This window comes from Rickettsia montanensis str. OSU 85-930 (assembly GCF_000284175.1).
Taxonomy (GTDB): domain Bacteria; phylum Pseudomonadota; class Alphaproteobacteria; order Rickettsiales; family Rickettsiaceae; genus Rickettsia; species Rickettsia rickettsii.
The window spans coordinates 617,431-635,647 of record NC_017043.1 but is presented as its reverse complement, the minus strand read 5'-3'; the positions used below and the strand labels follow the sequence as shown (position 1 = coordinate 635,647).

Sequence of the window (18,217 nt, the reverse complement as noted above, 5' to 3'; positions counted from 1 at the left end):
TGTATCTATACTTTTTTCTTGGATTCCTGCTTTCGTAGGAATGACATAAATATATTTATCATTGATATTATTATTAATATATTTTAATAATTGCTGATGCAATATATTAAATAATGGAAATAATTAATGACTACCTATAACACTGAGACCAGACACCCAAGTTACTATACCTCATATGCAAAAATTACCCCTAAAGATTATATAATATCACGTCTTAAAGCTTTAAAAGCTAAGATAGCGAAAGTAAACCCGATGGCTATAAGAGATAATAAATGGTCGGATTGACATATAGCAGTAGGATCTGAAGAGATAAAATTAGTAAAAGCTTTATGTAATGAAAAAAATATTAATGTTACAGATGCTAAATGTAGCACTCCTTTGGAGTTAGCAATACTTGGTCATGATTTAGAAACAGTAAAATTTTTAATTCAGATGGTAGGGAAGATTGCTCCTAACATGTATGGTTGGTCTGCTATTCACTTAACAATAAAAATCGGTAATGTAGAAATGGTAGAATATTTATATGAGAATACGGAATTTCAAAAGTACAATAAATATGGCTATACTTTACATGATTGGGCAAGAGCAATGGGTCATGGTAAAATAGTACAATTTTTTCATGATAAAAATCATAATAATTGATATTAAAAGCGAACTCGGTGATAAGATTTTTGAACTTGCTATTGATTCTGAAGATTTGAGATTAATAGAGTATCTAGTAAATCATACGCTAGTCGGTAAAAACACGGGTCAGCAAACACTTTTAGAAAAAGTAACTCAAATTTATGACAAGCATATAAACACCTCGAAACTAGTAAAAATGTTGATTAAAGGTTACGCCGAATTTGATAAAGCTTTAGGACAAAAGCTTTTACAAAAAGCAATATATGCCGATGATTTAGAGTTTAGTAGAAACTTTATATAGTAAAGGTGTTGATGCCCAGTACAAAGACCAATTAGGACGTATAGCCCTGCATCATGCTATAAAAGCTAATTGCGGTGAAGAATTAATACAGTTTTTAATTGAACACACTGCGGATATTAATTATCGTGATAAATCAGGTCTAACACCGCTGGCCATGGCGAAGAGTAATCATTATGTCCCGGCTACAGAATTATTGCTCAAAGCTAATGCTTCTTTCTGAATATTATATGTATGATGATGTTATTAAGGTGTTAGGAGAATATGGATACTAAATAGTTGTTGCGAGCGGGCATTTCCCGCGTGGAGCGATTCCCTCCCTGTCATCCCATGGTTTGTCCACGTGATGACACCCAGCAGGTTTCTCGAGCCATGCAACAAGGCCAACGCCGCTACGGAATGACATATCATCTATATTATTAATGATATTTATGTATATTATAATAGACATATTAAAAAAGTTGTGTTAGAATTATAACATTTTTTAAGTGATTTAATTTTTATTAAGGTTTACATATGGCGAATATTTCTCCAAAATTATTTCAAAAAGTAATACAACAAGGTCTTAAAGCCGCTTTATTCACCACCTCAACCGCAGCGATAATGCTGAGTAGTAGCGGGGCATTCGGTGTTGTTGCGGGTGTTATTTCTAATAATGATGCAGCATTTAGTAATTTGGCTGCTGCCAATAATTGGAATGAGATAACGGTTGGAGGGGTAACTAATGGTACTCCTGCTGACGGTCCTCGAGACAATGTGGCATTTACTTACGGTGGTGATCATACTATCACTGCAGATAAAGTCGGTCGTATTATTACGGCTATAAATGTTGCGGGTACTACTCCTGTAGGTCTAGATATTACTCAAAATACCGTCGTTGGTTCGATTGTGACGGGAGGTAACTTGTTGCCTGTTACTATTATTGCCGGCAAAAGCTTAACTTTAAACGGTGCTAATGCTATTGTTGCAAATCATGGTTTTGATGCTCCTGCCGATAATTATACAGGTTTAGGAAATATAACTTTAGGGGGAGCGAATGCTGAACTAATTATACAATCTGCAACTCCGGCAAAGATAACACTTGCAGGAAATATAGATGGAGGAGGTATAATAACTGTCAATACAGATGCTGCCATTAACGGAACAATAGGTAATGTTAACCCAGCAGCTCAAATAAGCGTTGGGGCAAGTACCCTTTCTCTTGGGGGAGCGGTTATTAAAGCTACTACGACTAAATTAACGGATAATGCGTCAGTATTAACCCTTACAAATGCAAATTCAGTATTAACAGGTGCGATTGATAACACCACAGGCGGTGATAATGTAGGTGTCTTAAATTTAAATGGTGCATTGAGTCAAGTAACCGGGAATATAGGTGATACAAATTCATTAGCCACGATAAGTGTAGGAGCAGGTACAGCCACGTTAGGGGGAGCGGTTATTAAAGCTACTACGACTAAATTAACGGATAATGTGTCGGTATTAACCCTTACAAATGCAAATGCAGTATTAACAGGTGCGATTGATAACACCACAGGCGGTGATAATGTAGGTGTCTTAAATTTAAATGGTGCATTGAGTCAAGTAACCGGGAATATAGGTGATACAAATTCATTAGCCACGATAAGTGTAGGAGCAGGTACAGCCACGTTAGGGGGAGCGGTTATTAAAGCTACTACGACTAAATTAACGGATAATGTGTCGGTATTAACCCTTACAAATGCAAATTCAGTATTAACAGGTGCGATTGATAACACCACAGGCGGTGATAATGTAGGTGTCTTAAATTTAAATGGTGCATTGAGTCAAGTAACCGGGAATATAGGTGGTACAAATTCATTAGCCACGATAAGTGTAGGAGCAGGTACAGCCACGTTAGGGGGAGCGGTTATTAAAGCTACTACGACTAAATTAACGAATAATGTGTCGGTATTAACCCTTACAAATGCAAATTCAGTATTAACAGGTGCGATTGATAACACCACAGGCGGTGATAATGTAGGTGTCTTAAATTTAAATGGTGCATTGAGTCAAGTAACCGGGAATATAGGTGGTACAAATTCATTAGCCACGATAAGTATAGGAGCAGGTACAGCCACGTTAGGGGGAGCGGTTATTAAAGCTACTAAGACTGAATTAACAGATGCTGCGTCGGTATTAACCCTTACAAATGCAAATGCAGTATTAACAGGTGCGATTGATAACACCACAGGCGGTGATAATGTAGGTGTCTTAAATTTAAATGGTGCATTGAGTCAAGTAACCGGGAATATAGGTGATACAAATTCATTAGCCACGATAAGTGTAGGAGCAGGTACAGCCACGTTAGGGGGAGCGGTTATTAAAGCTACTACGACTAAATTAACGGATAATGTGTCGGTATTAACCCTTACAAATGCAAATGCAGTATTAACAGGTGCGATTGATAACACCACAGGCGGTGATAATGTAGGTGTCTTAAATTTAAATGGTGCATTGAGTCAAGTAACCGGGAATATAGGTGATACAAATTCATTAGCCACGATAAGTGTAGGAGCAGGTACAGCCACGTTAGGGGGAGCGGTTATTAAAGCTACTACGACTAAATTAACGGATAATGTGTCGGTATTAACCCTTACAAATGCAAATTCAGTATTAACAGGTGCGATTGATAACACCACAGGCGGTGATAATGTAGGTGTCTTAAATTTAAATGGTGCATTGAGTCAAGTAACTGGGAATATAGGTGATACAAATTCATTAGCCACGATAAGTGTAGGAGCAGGTACAGCCACGTTAGGGGGAGCGGTTATTAAAGCTACTACGACTAAATTAACGGATAATGCGTCGGTATTAACCCTTACAAATGCAAATGCAGTATTAACAGGTGCGATTGATAACACCACAGGCGGTGATAATGTAGGTGTCTTAAATTTAAATGGTGCATTGAGTCAAGTAACTGGGAATATAGGTGATACAAATTCATTAGCCACGATAAGTATAGGAGCAGGTACAGCCACGTTAGGGGGAGCGGTTATTAAAGCTACTAAGACTGAATTAACAGATGCTGCGTCGGTATTAACCCTTACAAATGCAAATGCAGTATTAACAGGTGCGATTGATAACACCACAGGCGGTGATAATGTAGGTGTCTTAAATTTAAATGGTGCATTGAGTCAAGTAACTGGGAATATAGGTGATACAAATTCATTAGCCACGATAAGTGTAGGAGCAGGTACAGCCACGTTAGGGGGAGCGGTTATTAAAGCTACTACGACTAAATTAACGGATAATGCGTCGGTATTAACCCTTACAAATGCAAATTCAGTATTAACAGGTGCGATTGATAACACCACAGGCGGTGATAATGTAGGCGTCTTAAATTTAAATGGTGCATTGAGTCAAGTAACCGGGAATATAGGTGATACAAATTCATTAGCCACGATAAGTATAGGAGCAGGTACAGCCACGTTAGGGGGAGCGGTTATTAAAGCTACTACGACTAAATTAACGGATAATGCGTCAGCAGTGACATTTACGAATCCTGTAGTGGTGACCGGAGCGATAGATAATACCGGTAATGCGAATAATGGTATAGCAACGTTTACCGGTAATAGTACAGTAACTGGCAATATAGGTAATACGGCAGCATTAGCGACAGTGAATGTAGGAGCAGGTTTGCTACGAGTACAAGGCGGAGTGGTAAAAGCGAATGCAATAAGCTTAACGGATGATGCGTCAGCAGTGACATTTACGAATCCTGTAGTGGTGACCGGAGCGATAGATAATATCGGTAATGCGGATAATGGTATAGCAACGTTTACCGGTAATAGTACAGTAACTGGCAATATAGGTAATACGGCAGCATTAGCAACAGTGAATGTAGGAGCAGGTTTGCTACAAATACAAGGCGGAGTGGTAAAAGCGAATGCAATAAACTTAACGGATGATGCGTCAGCAGTGACATTTACGAATCCTGTAGTGGTGACCGGAGCGATAGATAATATCGGTAATGCGGATAATGGTATAGCAACGTTTACCGGTAATAGTACAGTAACTGGCAATATAGGTAATACGGCAACATTAGCAACAGTGAATGTAGGAGCAGGAATAACATTACAAGCTGGAGGAAGCCTAGCTGCGAATAATATAGATTTTGGAGTCGGGAGTACTTTAGAGTTTAACGGACCTCTTGATGGTGGTGGTGACATAATCCATTATCATTTTAAAGGAGCTATAGCAAACGGCAATAACGCTACATTAAATGTTAATACAAAGTCACTTACGGCATATCATTCAACTATAGGAACAGTTGCAGAAATCAATATTGGAGCCGATAGTTTTTTTACAATTGATGCAAGTGCTGGTGATGTTACTATATTAAATGCTCAAGATATTAATTTTAGAGCTCAAAATTCTACTTTAATGCTTTCTAACTTAACCGGAGTCGGAGTAAAAAATATATTATTAGCAGCTGATTTAGTAGCTCCCGGTGCTGATGAAGGTTGTGTAGTCTTTGATGGTGGGATGAATGGCCTGAATATCGGGAGTAATGTAGCAGGTACCGCTAGAAATATCGGTGATGGAGGCGGTGATAAATTTAACAATTTATTTATTTATAATGTCGTTAAAGTAACCGACGATGTAAATTTAGAAGGTATAAAGAATGTGTTTATTGGCAATGATGCATATTTTACTAGTAGTACAGCATGTAATGCTGGTACTATACAAATAAACAATGCTACTTATGCGATTGATGCAAATAATGGTAATTTAAATGTACCGGCAGGAAATATTCAATTTGTGCATGCGGGTGCTCAATTAGTATTACAAAATAGTTCAGAAAACGACCGTACGATCACACTAGGTGCGAATATAGACCCTGATAATGACGGTGATGGTATAGTAATATTAAATTCTGTAACTGCAGGAAAAAAATTAACGATAGCCGGAGGCAAGACGTTTGGTGGAGCTCATAAGTTACAAGCTATAGTTTTCAAAGGAGCGGGAAATTTCGGCGTGGCAGGTACCACTTTTAATGCAACAGATATAGTGCTTGATATTACAAGTCAATTAGAACTTGGAGCTACTACGGCAAACGTAGTTTTACTTAATGATGCTGTTCAATTAACTCAAACCGGTGATATTGGCGGTTTCTTAGATTTTAATGCACGAAACGGTACGGTAACATTAAATAACAATGTAAATGTTGTGAGAGCAGTCCAAAATACCGGTGGTACTAATAACGGTACGTTAATAGTTTTAGGTGCAAGTAATCTTAATAGCGTAAACGGGATTGCTATGTTAAAAGTAGGTGCAGGAAATGTAACTATTGCCAAAGGCGGTGACGTTAAAATCGGCGAAATCCAAGGTACAGGCACAAATACTTTAACATTACCTGCAAACTTTAATTTAATAGGCAGCATAAATAAAACCGGTGGTCAGGCTCTGAAGCTAAACTTCACGAATGGCGGTAGTGTTAGCGGTGTTGTAGGGACTGCGGCTAATTCGGTTGGTGATATCACAACGGCAGGTGCTACAAGTTTTGCAAGCAGTGTTAACGCAAAAGGTACGGTGACACTTGGCGGTACTACAAGTTTTGCCGATACATTCACTAATACAGGTGCGGTTACTTTAGCCAAAGGTTCTATCACTAATTTTGCTAAAAATGTAACGGCTACCAGCTTTGTAGCTAACAGTGCTACTATTAATTTCGGCAATAGCCTAGCCTTTAATAGTAATATAACAGGTAGCGGTACTACACTTACTTTAGGTGCAAATCAAGTAACATATACTGGCACCGGTAGCTTTACCGATACGCTAACCTTAAATACTACTTTTGACAGAGCAGCTAAGTCAGGTGGTAATATCTTAATTAAATCAGGTAGTACTCTTGATTTATCAGGGGTTTCAACTTTAGCACTTGTTGTTACTGCTACTAATTTCGACATTAATAATATAAGCCCAGATACAAAATATACGGTAATATCTGCAGAAACAGCAGGTGGTTTAAAGCCTACTTCTAAAGAGAATGTTAAAATAACTATTAATAATGACAACCGTTTTGTTGACTTTACTTTTGATGCATCGACTTTAACTTTATTTGCAGAGGATATAGCTGCAGATGTTATAGATGAAGATTTTGAACCGGGTGGACCGCTTGCAAATATCCCAAATGCTGCAAATATAAAGAAATCGCTTAAGTTAATGGAGGATGCTCCCAATGGTTCAGATGCACGTCAAGCTTTCAATAACTTTGGTCTAATGACACCGCTACAGGAAGCAGATGCTACAACTCACCTCATGCAAGATGTTGTAAAACCTAGCGATACTATAGCTGCCGTTAATAATCAAGTTGTAGCGAGTAATATATCAAGTAATATAACTGCTCTAAATGCTAGAATGGATGAAGTACAAGCAGTAAATAAAGGTCCTGTTTCTTCCGGTGATGAAGATATGGATGTTAAGTTTGGTGCGTGGATAAGCCCGTTTGTCGGTAATGCAACGCAGAAGATGTGTAACAATATAAGTGGTTATAAGTCTGATACAACTGGTGGCACTATAGGTTTTGACGGCTTAGTTAGCGATGATCTAGCACTCGGACTTGCATATACAAGAGCTGATACTGACATTAAGCTAAAAAATAATAAAATGGGTGATAAGAATAAGGTGGAGAGCAACATCTATTCTTTATACGGTTTATATAGTGTACCTTATGAAAATCTCTTCGTTGAAGCTATAGCATCTTACTCAGATAATAAGATAAGAAGCAAATCAAGACGTGTTATTGCAACGGCACTAGAGACTGTCGGTTATCAAACTGCAAACGGTAAGTATAAATCCGAAGGCTATACAGGTCAGTTAATGGCTGGTTATACCTATATGATGCCTGAGAACATTAACTTAACACCGCTAGCTGGGCTTAGATATTCGACTATCAAAGATAAGGGCTATAAGGAAACCGGTACTACTTACCAAAATCTTACCGTTAAAGGCAAGAACTATAATACTTTCGACGGTTTACTCGGTGCTAGAGTATCAAGTAATATCAATGTCAATGAAATAGTGCTAACACCTGAGCTTTACGCAATGGTCGATTATGCATTCAAGAATAAAGTTTCGGCGATTGATGCAAGATTACAAGGTATGGCTGCTCCTCTCCCAACCAACAGCTTTAAGCAAAGCAAAACAAGTTTTGATATCGGTGTCGGTGTTACTGCTAAGCATAAAATGATGGAATACGGGATTAACTACGATACCAATATCGGAAGTAAGTATTTCGCTCAGCAAGGTAGTGTAAAAGTTCGTGTTAATTTTTAATTAACCGTTCTATAACCATAAAAAAAGCCTATATAGTTTGACTATATAGGCTTTTTTGCTTTATAATGTAGTCTTAAGAAGCGTCATTGTGAGGAGTGAAGTGACGTGGCAATCTTGTCAAATATCCTGAGATTGCTTCGTCAATTACTTCGTAATTTCCTCGCAATGACGATAAAAACTTAAATAAAAAATTATGTTAGATAATATTAGAAAAACTGCCGATAGTTTTATAATGCGAGTTTTATTCGCAATGATAGCTTTTGCTTTTGTCGGCTTTGGTATTAAAGATGTATTAAATGGAAGAAGAAGCGGTGATATTGTTACTTTTTCTCATGTGAAAAATATCTCCCAGGAAGATTTTTTGAGAGCAAAATCTTTAGAAATTAATGCTATAAGTAAGCAAACGGGAACAAGTTTAACGGATGAAGAAATAGCACAGTTAAATATTGATAACCGAATCCTAAAAAGGCTTGTTTACGATAATGTCTTAGATTATTTAGTGAGTTATTATGACTTAGATCTAAGTGATGATACAGTTAAAATTTTAGTTAAAGAATCACCGATTTTTAAAAATGAGCAAGGTGTTTTCAATATAAAAATTTTTAAAACTTATTTTAGAAATTCTTATATGGATGAAGAAAAATATTTATTAAACTTCAAAGAAAAAGCTCTAAAAAATATTTTTGTCGGTACTTTTGTAGAAAGTTTTTATGTTCCTAAAGCTATGACTGACAATATAGTAGATTATATGGCTGAAAAAAGAGAAGTAGAATTAATACAAATAGATTTACAAAATAAACCGAAAGATTTACAAATCCCTACTCCTACCGATCAGCAATTAAAGGATTTTTACCAAGATAATAAAATAGCGTTTGAGGTACCTGAGAAACGCAGCTTTTCTTATATTAAAGCTAATATTAAGGATTTAAAAGTCTCAGTTACTCAAGATGAGTTGTTAGAATTTTATAATGAAAATAAAGATGAATTCGGTGATCAAAGTTTTGAAGCGGTACAAAAACAATTACATGATTTATTAAAGGCTCAAAAAATCGACATACTTAATATGGAGTTTGCTAAAAAGCTGGAAGATGAGACGGCAGCCGGTTCTAGCTTAGTTGAAATTGCCGAAAAATATAAGCTACCGATACAAAACGTTAACTATATCAGTTATGCAGAGCTTATTGAAGATAAAATAATTGCTGAAAGTGCCGATAGTATTTTTGAGCTTTCGGAAGGTGAATTATCTTATCCTATAGAAACAGAGGATAAAAGCTATCTTATATTAGTAGAATTAAAATCTATTCAGCCGGCAAAGATACCTGAATTTGATGCTATTAAAGAGCAGGTAAATAAAGCTTGGATAAAGCGGAATATTGCAGATGTAAACTTAAAAATTATCAAGGATTTAGCAAAGGAATATAATTCAGATCAAGAGAACATAAAAGAGCTTAAAGCTACCGGAATAAAAATGAGCAAAAAAAGCTATATTAGATCCGAAATGGAAAATGATCTAACACTAACTCCTGAAATATTATTATCAATTTTTAATACTAAAATAGGAAGTAATACGCCTGTATTTCGAGTAGGTGATGAAGTATATTTTGCACATATTAAATCTAGAAGTATCGATGAATTAACAGCTAAAAATATTCATGTCAATTCAGAAAAAAGTATAATATATAACATTAAAAATTCTGTAATTGACGAGCTAATTAACTACACAATTATTCAGAATGATATGCGGGTAAAAGCTAATTTTAGTAAGTAGCGAAATCCATCAGGTTATACCGTATCGTCATTGCGAGGAAATTACGAAGTAATTGACGAAGCAATCTCAGGATATTTAATGAGATTGCCACGCAGCCTATGGCTGCTCGCAATGACGATAAAATAAGCTGCACATTATAAACAAAAAAATAAAACTATGAGCTTTAAAGATTTACCGGGGTTTTTAAAATTTTTAGAAAAAAACGGTGAGTTAAAGCGTATTGTTCTTGAGGTTAAAACTGACTTAGAAATTACTGAAATTAGTAGAAGAGTATTAGCACAAGGCGGACCTGCATTACTTTTTGAAAATGTTATAAAAGCCGACGGCATTAAGTCCGACATACCTGTTCTCACTAATCTTTATGCTAGTATAAATCGCATTTGTATGGGGCTTAAACTTAAGTCACCCAAAGAATTAAGAGAACTTGGCGTTTTACTAGCATTCCTTAAACAGCCGCAACCTCCCGCATCTTTTAAAGAAACATTGTCAATGTTACCGCTTGCTAAGCGTATATTTGCTATATCTCCTCAAACCGTATCAAAAGCAGCTTTTCATGAAATCGTCATTGACAAACCAAATATCAATATATTGCCGATCCAAAGATGTTGGCCTGATGATATTTCGCCTTTAATTACTTGGGGTATAGTAGTTACTAAAGGTCCAACAAAAGATAAAATCGATAATTACAACCTTGGCATATATAGAATGCAGGTTATTTCAGAAAATAAGCTATTGATGCGTTGGTTAAAGTTACGGGGCGGAGCAGAGCATCATAAACGTTGGAAAGAAGCAAAAAAAGAACCTTTTCCTGCTGCTATCGTTATCGGGGCAAATCCAGCGGTAACTTGTGCAGCAGTTACGCCGATACCTGAGAATATCTCGGAGTATAATTTTGCTGGTTTACTCGGTAATGAAAAAGTAGAGTTGGTACAATGCAAAACTATTGACCTCAAGGTACCTGCACATAGTGAAATAGTGCTGGAAGGCTATGTAAGTTTAGAGGAGTATTTGCCTGAAGGTCCTTTTGGGGATCACACCGGATATTATAATGATGTTGAGGAATTTCCTGTATTTACGGTTACCGCAATAATGATGAAGAAAAATCCAGTATATTTAAGCACCTATACAGGAAAACCACCTGATGAGCCATCAATCTTAGGTGAAGCATTAAATGAAATTTTTATTCCTATATTGCAGCAACAATTTCCGGAAATAGTCGATTTTTGGCTTCCACCTGAAGGTTGTTCATATAGAGTTGCGGTAGTATCGATTAAAAAATCCTATCCCGGCCATGCTAAAAGAATAATGCTTGGGATTTGGTCTTACTTACGGCACTTTATGTATAGTAAGTTTATTATAGTTGTAGATGACGATATTGATGTTCGTAATTGGCAAGAAGTAATTTGGGCAATAGCAACAAGAAGCGATCCAAGGCGTGATACGAGCTTTATAGATAATTCCCCGATAGATTATTTGGATTTTGCATCTCCTGAGTCAGGCCTTGGTAGTAAAATGGGAATAGATGCAACCGATAAAATATACCCTGAGACAAATAGAAAATGGGGTAAAAAAATAGAAATGAGTCAGGAAGTTATCGACAAGGTTCATAGTATGTGGAATAGTTTAAAGATATGAGGTATGCTCGTTTAATTTGAAAAATTGGCGTCGTTGTTTCATATTTTTTGATCCTCACGTACTAGCATGTACGCTGTGGTCCAAAAATATGAAACGCCTTGCTCTTTTCCAAATTAAACTTCGTCTACTGTTTATATTAATTGTTAATTTTTTGCAATATCTTGGAACTAAACATGTATAATATCCCGTACGAGACGATAATTAATAATTTCAAAGAAATTGCCGATAAATATCAAGAGCTTATTTCGCATTTCATGCAAGGTAGGGGGAGTATGATCCCTAGGAGCCTAATTGATATTGATAAAAACAGAATTATAGCCTCTTTTTAATGGTAGAACAATTTTGGGCAAATCCTGAAAATTTTGTCAGCTTAATATTGAATATATTGATAAGTTAAGAGAGCTTACAGCGAATAGCTTTGCAAAGTTTGTCGGTAGTCCGGCAAAAGCTGTATTTTCTCCGGATAATCGAGATAAAAGATTTCAAGATTCTTCATGGGAGGATAATGCTTATTTTGACTTTGTTAAACAATATTATTTACTATCTAGCGAGTGGCTTAAGAAGAATATAGAACAGTATGAGCTGTTAAATGATCTCAAGCAACATTTAGAGTTTGCAACTAAACATTTTATCGATGCGTTTTCACCTTCAAATTTTGCTTTTTGTAATCCAAAAGTTTTGCATGAGACATTAGAAAGCGGCGGGCAAAATTTAGTACAAGGGCTAGAAAATTTCTTAAGAGATATAAAAAGTTCAGGTGATATATTAAATATTAAAACTACCGATAAATCTGCTTTTAAACTCGGTAAAAATATTGCGGCGACAAAAGGAAAAGTAATATGTTATGGGCCGAAAGAGAAAGTTCATAAGATTCCGATATTTATTATTCCGCCAAAATAAATATTATATACTCAATTTATCTCCGCATAATTCTTTAGTATCTTTCTTAGTAGAAAATAATTTTCAAGTTTTTCTTATTTCATGGGTTAATCCTGATATCTCTCTATCGGAAAAAGGCTTCGAGGATTATTTAAAAGACGGTATTTTAGTACCTTTTGAGTATGTTAGAAATCTTGGTTTTAAGAAAATTTATTTTGTCGGATATTGCATGGGAGGTACATTCCTTGCTATAATTATTGCCTACTTCAAAGCAAAAAAAATAGATTCCGTTCATAGTGCTACTTTCTTTACTACTTTGCTTGATTATACTCATCCCGGCGAGCTTATTTTTTAATGAAGCTACGATTAACTACATTAAGGAAGATATAAAACTAAAAGGCTATTTTGATGGGTAATATTTATCAAATAGCTTTAGTTTACTAAGGGCTAATGATTTAATTTGGACGTTTTTTGTCAATAATTACTTACTCGGTAAAAAACCGATGCCTTTTGATTTGCTATATTGGAATGCGGATTCTACTAACTTGCCGGCAAAAATGTATGAGGAATATAAAATACATATTGCAATAACTTGTAAAAGAGTCTAATAATTTAGAGGTACTCGGAACAAAAATAGATCTTGGAAAAGTTGATTGTAACTCTTTTTTCGTAGCCGCAAAAGAAGATCATATAGCTCCATGGCGTTCAATATATGATGGGAGTAAAATTATTAAACGGACATAAGATTTTTTGTCTCACAGATCCAGGGCATGTAGCAGGTGTAGTTAACCCTCCCGCTAGTGCTAAATATAATTATTGGCTTAATGACGACTTAAGTTTAAGTAGTCATGAGTGGCTTATGAAAGCTACGGAATATAAAGGCTCATGGTGGAATTATTGGCTTAATTGGCTTATAAAAAATAATGATAATAAGCTAGTAGATTCTTTAGATTATCAGAATCTAGAGGCTATTGAAGAAGCTCCAGGAAGTTACGTAAGGAAGTAGGTTTTGTTTGTGGGGATACTAAATCGTCATTGCGAGCAGCCATAGGCTGCGTGGCAATCTCATGAGATTGCTTCGTCAATTACTTTGTAATTTTCCTCGCAATGATGGAAAAGTCGATCTATGCAACGTCTAAAATATAAATAAGTCATGAAGAGAAGAAATAATAAATTTATAGAAATATCTACTGCCTTTATCTTGGGAATTGCTTTAGGTATTTATGGACAGAATCCGGATTATTTTACTAATCTAATAAGTCAAAAATCATTAGCTTTACCTGCTCTGCAAATAAAGCATTACAATATTTCAGAGCTTTCAAGAAGTAAAGTTAGTACATGTTTTACTCCGCCTGCCGGTTGTACTAAGTTTATAGCCAATCAGATAGATAAAGCTGAAGAATCTATTTATATGCAGGCATACGGTATGAGCGATGAGTTAATTACTACTGCACTTATTAATGCACAAGCGCGAGGAGTAAAGGTTAGAATATTGCTTGATCGTAGTAATTTAAAGCAAAAATTTTCTAAATTACATGAATTACAACAAGCAAAAATTGATGTAGGTATAGATAAAGTACCAGGAATCGCTCATAATAAAGTTATAATTATTGATAAAAAGAAAGTAATAACCGGTTCTTTTAATTTCACGGCTGCTGCTGATAAACGTAATGCTGAAAATGTAATTATTATAGAAGATCAGGAGCTAGCAGAATCTTATTTACAAAATTGGTTAAACAGAAAGGCGAGCAACTGAGAGGAGATTTCCACTATGTCATTCCTGCGAAAGCAGGAATCCAGTAGCTAAAAGATATAAATATATTTAATTTTTTATATTAAAAGCTCAAATAATTTCGCTTTTTTCTGGATTCCCGCTTGCGCGGGAATGACATCAAACGCATTTTTCTTCCATGCAACAACGTCTTCAGTCGCTTAGCTCATGAGGTTGAAAATTAAGCAGATTTCTTGTTGAAGTTTTTTTTGTACTTGTTCTGCCATATTTTGCGTATTATTAGAAGCATGATGAACATTTTCGGCAATGTACTTAATTTGCGGCTTCTAATATTTTGGTTGAAAACTCATAAGCAATACTTGCTAATTCCTTAGCATTATCCATAGATGTTTCATAAATAGATTTTAAACATTTTTGATGACATTCACTAGCTTGTTTGAAATCTTTAGAAGTTGCTGCTTCTTTAGTAGTATTCAAAATAGTATTAACATTATTTTGTATAATTTCGGAATTTTTCTTAAGCAAAGATTGCATGCTTTCTGTAGCAATTTGGTTAGTTATTAAAAGAACACTCATAGCTCTTTGCATTGTATTTGTGATAGATGCAAGATCTCCACTAGGGATATTTTGCATAGAACTCATATAAAATTCTGGATTCATATAGGATTTCATTAAATCTAAAAATTGTGTATTATTTCACATTATTCATTCTCCTAAAATAAATTAAATTTTTTACTTAAAAAATTTTTTGTGTTTTATAGGTTACGTATATGTACATAAACCCTCAGTTCATGCTAACATTTATAAAATTATGAGTCAATAATTGTTAGCATTAAGAATAATATTAAAAATAGTTAAGTTTTTATAAATGTTAGATACATCAATTCAAGCATTAATAAATAAGTGGCAAAAATACCTCGTTTTGCAAAGAAATTACTCTAATCATACAGTAATTTCTTATAATAATGACCTTAAGCATTTCCTTGAGTTTATGAATTATTATAATTCAGAGCTTGTAACGATAAATCATATTAAAACCGCAGATATAAGATTAATCCGAAGTTGGCTTGCAAAACGTAACTGTGATAATTTTACCACTTCTTCAATTTCACGTGGTTTATCTGCAGTAAAAAATTTTTATAGGTTTTTAGAGAAAACAACACAATTAAATAGTCATATAATTTTTTCTATAAAATCTCCTAAAAAGACTAAATTGTTACCAAAAGCTTTATCGGAAGATGATGTAGTAATATCACTTGAACATATTGAAGAATACGGGAATGTTAAGTGGGTAGAACTTAGAAATAAAGCCCTACTTGTTCTTATATATGCTTCAGGTCTACGTATATCGGAAGCATTATCAATTACGAAACTTCATCTACAAAATCTAGAATTTATAAGAATAATAGGTAAAGGTAGTAAAGAAAGAATAATTCCGTGGTTACCGATTGCTAAAAATTTAATTACCCAATATTTAGAAATATTGCCGTATAAGTTAGGTGATAATGAACCCATATTTAGAGGAAAGCAGGGTAAGAAATTGCAGCCACCGGTATTTAATCGTGAATTAATTAAATTAAAGCATTTTTATGGTTTACCGCAGCATTTCACTGCTCATTCATTTAGACATAGTTTTGCTTCACATTTGCTTGAGCATGGTGCAGATTTACGCTCTATTCAAGAGCTATTAGGTCATAAAAGTCTATCTACTACACAAAACTATACTAAAACAAGTATAAAGCATTTAGAAGCTGCATATACTACCGCATATCCAATTAAAAAATAAAATATATTAATATTCATAATCTTCTTGCGTTAATTTTAAGTTATATATTATTTTAAAAATCTTATAAACATAATATATTAAAGCTAATATTGAGATATTAACATGCTAGAAATACTTTTAAAAATCTTATAAGCATAATATATTAAAGCTAATATTGAGATATTAACATGCTAGAAATACTTTTAAAAATCTTATAAACATAATATATTAAAGCTAATATTGAGATATTAACATGCTAGAAATACTTTTAAAAATCTTATAAACATAATATATTAAAGCTAATATTGAGATATTAACATGCTAGAAATACTTTTAAAAATCTTATAAGCATAATATATTAAAGCTAATATTGAGATATTAACATGCTAGAAATACTTTTAAAAATCTTATAAACATAATATATTAAAGCTAATATTGAGATATTAACATGCTAGAAATACTTTTAAAAATCTTATAAACATAATATATTAAAGCTAATATTGAGATATTAATATGCTAGAAATACTTTTAAAAATCTTATAAACATAATATATTAAAGCTAATATTGAGATATTAACATGCTAGAAATACTTTTAAAAATCTTATAAACATAATATATTAAAGCTAATATTGAGATATTAATATGCTAGAAATACTTTTAAAAATCTTATAAACATAATATATTAAAGCTAATATTGAGATATTAATATGCTAGAAATACTTTTAAAAACCTTATAAACATAATATATTAAAGCTAATATTGAGATATTAATATGCTAGAAACACCTAAATTACCTATGGGATATAAACCTTCTAAAGATGAAGAATATATGTGTCCTAATCACCTAGAATATTTTAGACAAAAACTTTTAAGATGGAAAGAGGATTTATTAAAGGAATCTCAAGAGACTTTAAATCATTTAAAGGAAGAAAATTTAAAAGAATCCGATCTTAACGATTGTGCTACTCATGAAACAGAAAGAGCTTTTGAACTTCGTAGTAGAAATAGATATTGTAAATTAATGAGTAAAATAGAAGAAGCATTATCACGTATTAAAAATGGGGAATACGGTTACTGTGAAGAAACAGGCAACCCAATAGGTATAAAAAGATTAGAAGCACGACCTATTGCTGCATTATGTATTGAAGCTCAAGAGCGTCATGAAAATTATGAGAGAAGTCATTTGGATGAGCCTGGGAATTAAGTAGCTAGGTAATTTATGTGCGTGGATCGCAGGAATCCAAAAACATTTAATGTCACCCCGTGGCTTGACCACGGGGTCTAGAAAAACAAATTATTATATTAATAATTTTAGTATTTTTAACTAGATTCCGCGATCAAGTCGCGGCATGACAATGATTCATTTTTGCAGGAATGACACTTGAACATCTAAAACCTAAAGAAGTTAGAGCATTTACTGTTTCAAATAAAGGTAATCCCATAACATTTGAATATGAGCCGGAAATAAATGAGATAAAAGCTTCTGCATAACCGGAAATTTTACATCCGCCGGCTTTGTCTATTCCCTCATCCAAAGAACAATAAAAATTAATCTCTTCATCACTTAATTTTTTGAACTTAACAATAGTCTGAACTATTTTTTGTCTAACTGTAAGCTGATCATTCTCTTTTTTGATAATACATAAGCCGGTATAGACACGATGACGACGCCCGGATAACATCTTAATACAATTCTTGACTTCTTCATAAGTAGTAGCTTTCGGCAATATTCTTCTACCTACTGCCGCTACGGTATCGGCAGCTATAATTATAGCTGATTCCTCTATTTGAGATGCAATTTTTATAGCTTTTTCGTAAGCAAGTCTTATGGCTAAGGGAGCGGGTAATTCACGCAAATTAGGTGTTTCTTCTATATCTGCCGGAATAATTTGTGAAGGGATAATTTTGATTCTGTTTAGTAACTCAATTCTTGCAGGAGAGCTTGATGCTAATATAATCGGTAGGTTTTTTCTGTTCTGCTTCATACTTATAAAGACTAGTGACGATGAACCACACGCCCCTTAGTTAAATCATAAGGAGTCATTTCTACCGTAACTTTATCTCCTAGTAATATTCTGATACGATTTTTACGCATCCTACCGGAAGTATGAGCAATAATTACATGATCATTCTCAAGCTTTACTCTGAAAGTAGCATTAGGTAAAAGTTCAAGTACTGTACCTGTAAACTGAATTAGGTCGTCTTTTGACATTATA

At 34.2% G+C, this 18,217-nt stretch carries 15 protein-coding genes and 1 pseudogene; 13 read left to right on the top strand and 3 right to left on the bottom strand.

Annotated features, from left to right (window positions below; genetic code table 11):
• The first annotated feature begins 126 nt into the window (after positions 1–126).
• From MCI_RS08500 to pld, 11 genes are all read left to right on the top strand, one after another.
• Positions 127–285, top strand: a complete 159-nt coding sequence (locus MCI_RS08500) for a hypothetical protein (RefSeq protein WP_014409670.1) — start codon at positions 127–129, stop codon at positions 283–285.
• Between the two features lie 93 nt (positions 286–378).
• Complete coding sequence (locus tag MCI_RS07655; protein WP_083837106.1) at positions 379–642, top strand: ankyrin repeat domain-containing protein; 264 nt, start codon at positions 379–381, stop codon at positions 640–642.
• The gene (locus tag MCI_RS09785) at positions 620–925 is read left to right on the top strand and encodes a hypothetical protein (protein WP_232202735.1); all 306 of its coding nucleotides are present in this window, start codon (positions 620–622) and stop codon (positions 923–925) included. The genes MCI_RS07655 and MCI_RS09785 overlap by 23 nt, the downstream gene beginning before the upstream one ends.
• Before the next feature lie 40 nt (positions 926–965).
• A complete protein-coding gene (locus tag MCI_RS09780; RefSeq protein ID WP_232202757.1) occupies positions 966–1,145 on the top strand; it encodes an ankyrin repeat domain-containing protein in 180 nt (59 codons plus the stop codon).
• 293 nt (positions 1,146–1,438) lie between these two features.
• Positions 1,439–8,221 (top strand): autotransporter outer membrane beta-barrel domain-containing protein, encoded by a 6,783-nt coding sequence (locus tag MCI_RS03455; protein WP_014409668.1) that lies wholly within the window; start codon positions 1,439–1,441, stop codon positions 8,219–8,221.
• 193 nt (positions 8,222–8,414) lie between these two features.
• Positions 8,415–9,989 carry a SurA N-terminal domain-containing protein gene (locus MCI_RS03450; RefSeq protein ID WP_014409667.1) on the top strand — a complete coding sequence of 525 codons (1,575 nt, stop codon included), beginning with the start codon at positions 8,415–8,417 and terminating at the stop codon, positions 9,987–9,989.
• 156 nt (positions 9,990–10,145) lie between these two features.
• Entirely contained in the window at positions 10,146–11,624 is a 1,479-nt protein-coding gene (locus tag MCI_RS03445) for a UbiD family decarboxylase (RefSeq protein WP_014409666.1), read from the top strand.
• A 375-nt stretch (positions 11,625–11,999) separates the two neighbouring features.
• Positions 12,000–12,524, top strand: a complete 525-nt coding sequence (locus MCI_RS09775) for a hypothetical protein (RefSeq protein ID WP_332248939.1) — start codon at positions 12,000–12,002, stop codon at positions 12,522–12,524.
• Positions 12,469–12,858: an alpha/beta fold hydrolase gene (locus MCI_RS09770; RefSeq protein ID WP_232202734.1), complete on the top strand. Its 390-nt coding sequence runs from the start codon at positions 12,469–12,471 to the stop codon at positions 12,856–12,858. Before MCI_RS09775 ends, MCI_RS09770 begins: the two co-directional genes overlap by 56 nt.
• Positions 12,859–13,215: 357 nt before the next feature.
• Positions 13,216–13,509, top strand: coding sequence for a hypothetical protein (locus tag MCI_RS09765; RefSeq protein WP_232202733.1), 294 nt, complete (start codon positions 13,216–13,218; stop codon positions 13,507–13,509).
• 147 nt (positions 13,510–13,656) lie between these two features.
• The gene (gene pld, locus MCI_RS03425) at positions 13,657–14,259 is read left to right on the top strand and encodes a phospholipase D (RefSeq protein ID WP_014409665.1); all 603 of its coding nucleotides are present in this window, start codon (positions 13,657–13,659) and stop codon (positions 14,257–14,259) included.
• 196 nt (positions 14,260–14,455) lie between these two features.
• Here the strand turns inward: pld and MCI_RS06990 are convergent.
• A pseudogene (locus MCI_RS06990) lies at positions 14,456–14,895 on the bottom strand (phasin family protein).
• Positions 14,896–15,103: 208 nt separating this feature from the next.
• On the opposite strand from MCI_RS06990, the gene MCI_RS03415 reads away from it, so the two are divergent.
• Both MCI_RS03415 and dksA read left to right on the top strand, forming a co-directional pair.
• Positions 15,104–16,021, top strand: a complete 918-nt coding sequence (locus tag MCI_RS03415) for a tyrosine recombinase XerC (RefSeq protein WP_014409663.1) — start codon at positions 15,104–15,106, stop codon at positions 16,019–16,021.
• A gap of 752 nt (positions 16,022–16,773) precedes the next feature.
• Positions 16,774–17,205 (top strand): RNA polymerase-binding protein DksA, encoded by a 432-nt coding sequence (dksA, locus tag MCI_RS03410; protein WP_014409662.1) that lies wholly within the window; start codon positions 16,774–16,776, stop codon positions 17,203–17,205.
• Between the two features lie 133 nt (positions 17,206–17,338).
• On the opposite strand, the gene MCI_RS03405 is transcribed toward dksA, so the two are convergent.
• Both MCI_RS03405 and infA read right to left on the bottom strand, forming a co-directional pair.
• Complete coding sequence (locus MCI_RS03405) at positions 17,339–17,986, bottom strand: Maf family protein (RefSeq protein WP_014409661.1); 648 nt, start codon at positions 17,984–17,986, stop codon at positions 17,339–17,341.
• 11 nt (positions 17,987–17,997) lie between these two features.
• Entirely contained in the window at positions 17,998–18,213 is a 216-nt protein-coding gene (gene infA / locus MCI_RS03400) for a translation initiation factor IF-1 (protein ID WP_014409660.1), read from the bottom strand.
• Positions 18,214–18,217 lie beyond the last annotated feature (4 nt).

Coding starts and splice junctions, on each gene's coding strand:
- dksA (WP_014409662.1), top strand. CDS start 16,774: ATGCTAGAAACACCTAAATTACCTATGGGATATAAACCTTCTAAAGAT.
- MCI_RS09785 (WP_232202735.1), top strand. CDS start 620: ATGATAAAAATCATAATAATTGATATTAAAAGCGAACTCGGTGATAAG.
- MCI_RS03415 (WP_014409663.1), top strand. CDS start 15,104: ATGTTAGATACATCAATTCAAGCATTAATAAATAAGTGGCAAAAATAC.
- infA (WP_014409660.1), bottom strand. CDS start 18,213: ATGTCAAAAGACGACCTAATTCAGTTTACAGGTACAGTACTTGAACTT.
- MCI_RS03450 (WP_014409667.1), top strand. CDS start 8,415: ATGTTAGATAATATTAGAAAAACTGCCGATAGTTTTATAATGCGAGTT.
- MCI_RS09770 (WP_232202734.1), top strand. CDS start 12,469: ATGGGCCGAAAGAGAAAGTTCATAAGATTCCGATATTTATTATTCCGC.
- pld (WP_014409665.1), top strand. CDS start 13,657: ATGAAGAGAAGAAATAATAAATTTATAGAAATATCTACTGCCTTTATC.
- MCI_RS09765 (WP_232202733.1), top strand. CDS start 13,216: ATGATGGGAGTAAAATTATTAAACGGACATAAGATTTTTTGTCTCACA.
- MCI_RS03445 (WP_014409666.1), top strand. CDS start 10,146: ATGAGCTTTAAAGATTTACCGGGGTTTTTAAAATTTTTAGAAAAAAAC.
- MCI_RS03405 (WP_014409661.1), bottom strand. CDS start 17,986: ATGAAGCAGAACAGAAAAAACCTACCGATTATATTAGCATCAAGCTCT.
- MCI_RS03455 (WP_014409668.1), top strand. CDS start 1,439: ATGGCGAATATTTCTCCAAAATTATTTCAAAAAGTAATACAACAAGGT.
- MCI_RS08500 (WP_014409670.1), top strand. CDS start 127: ATGACTACCTATAACACTGAGACCAGACACCCAAGTTACTATACCTCA.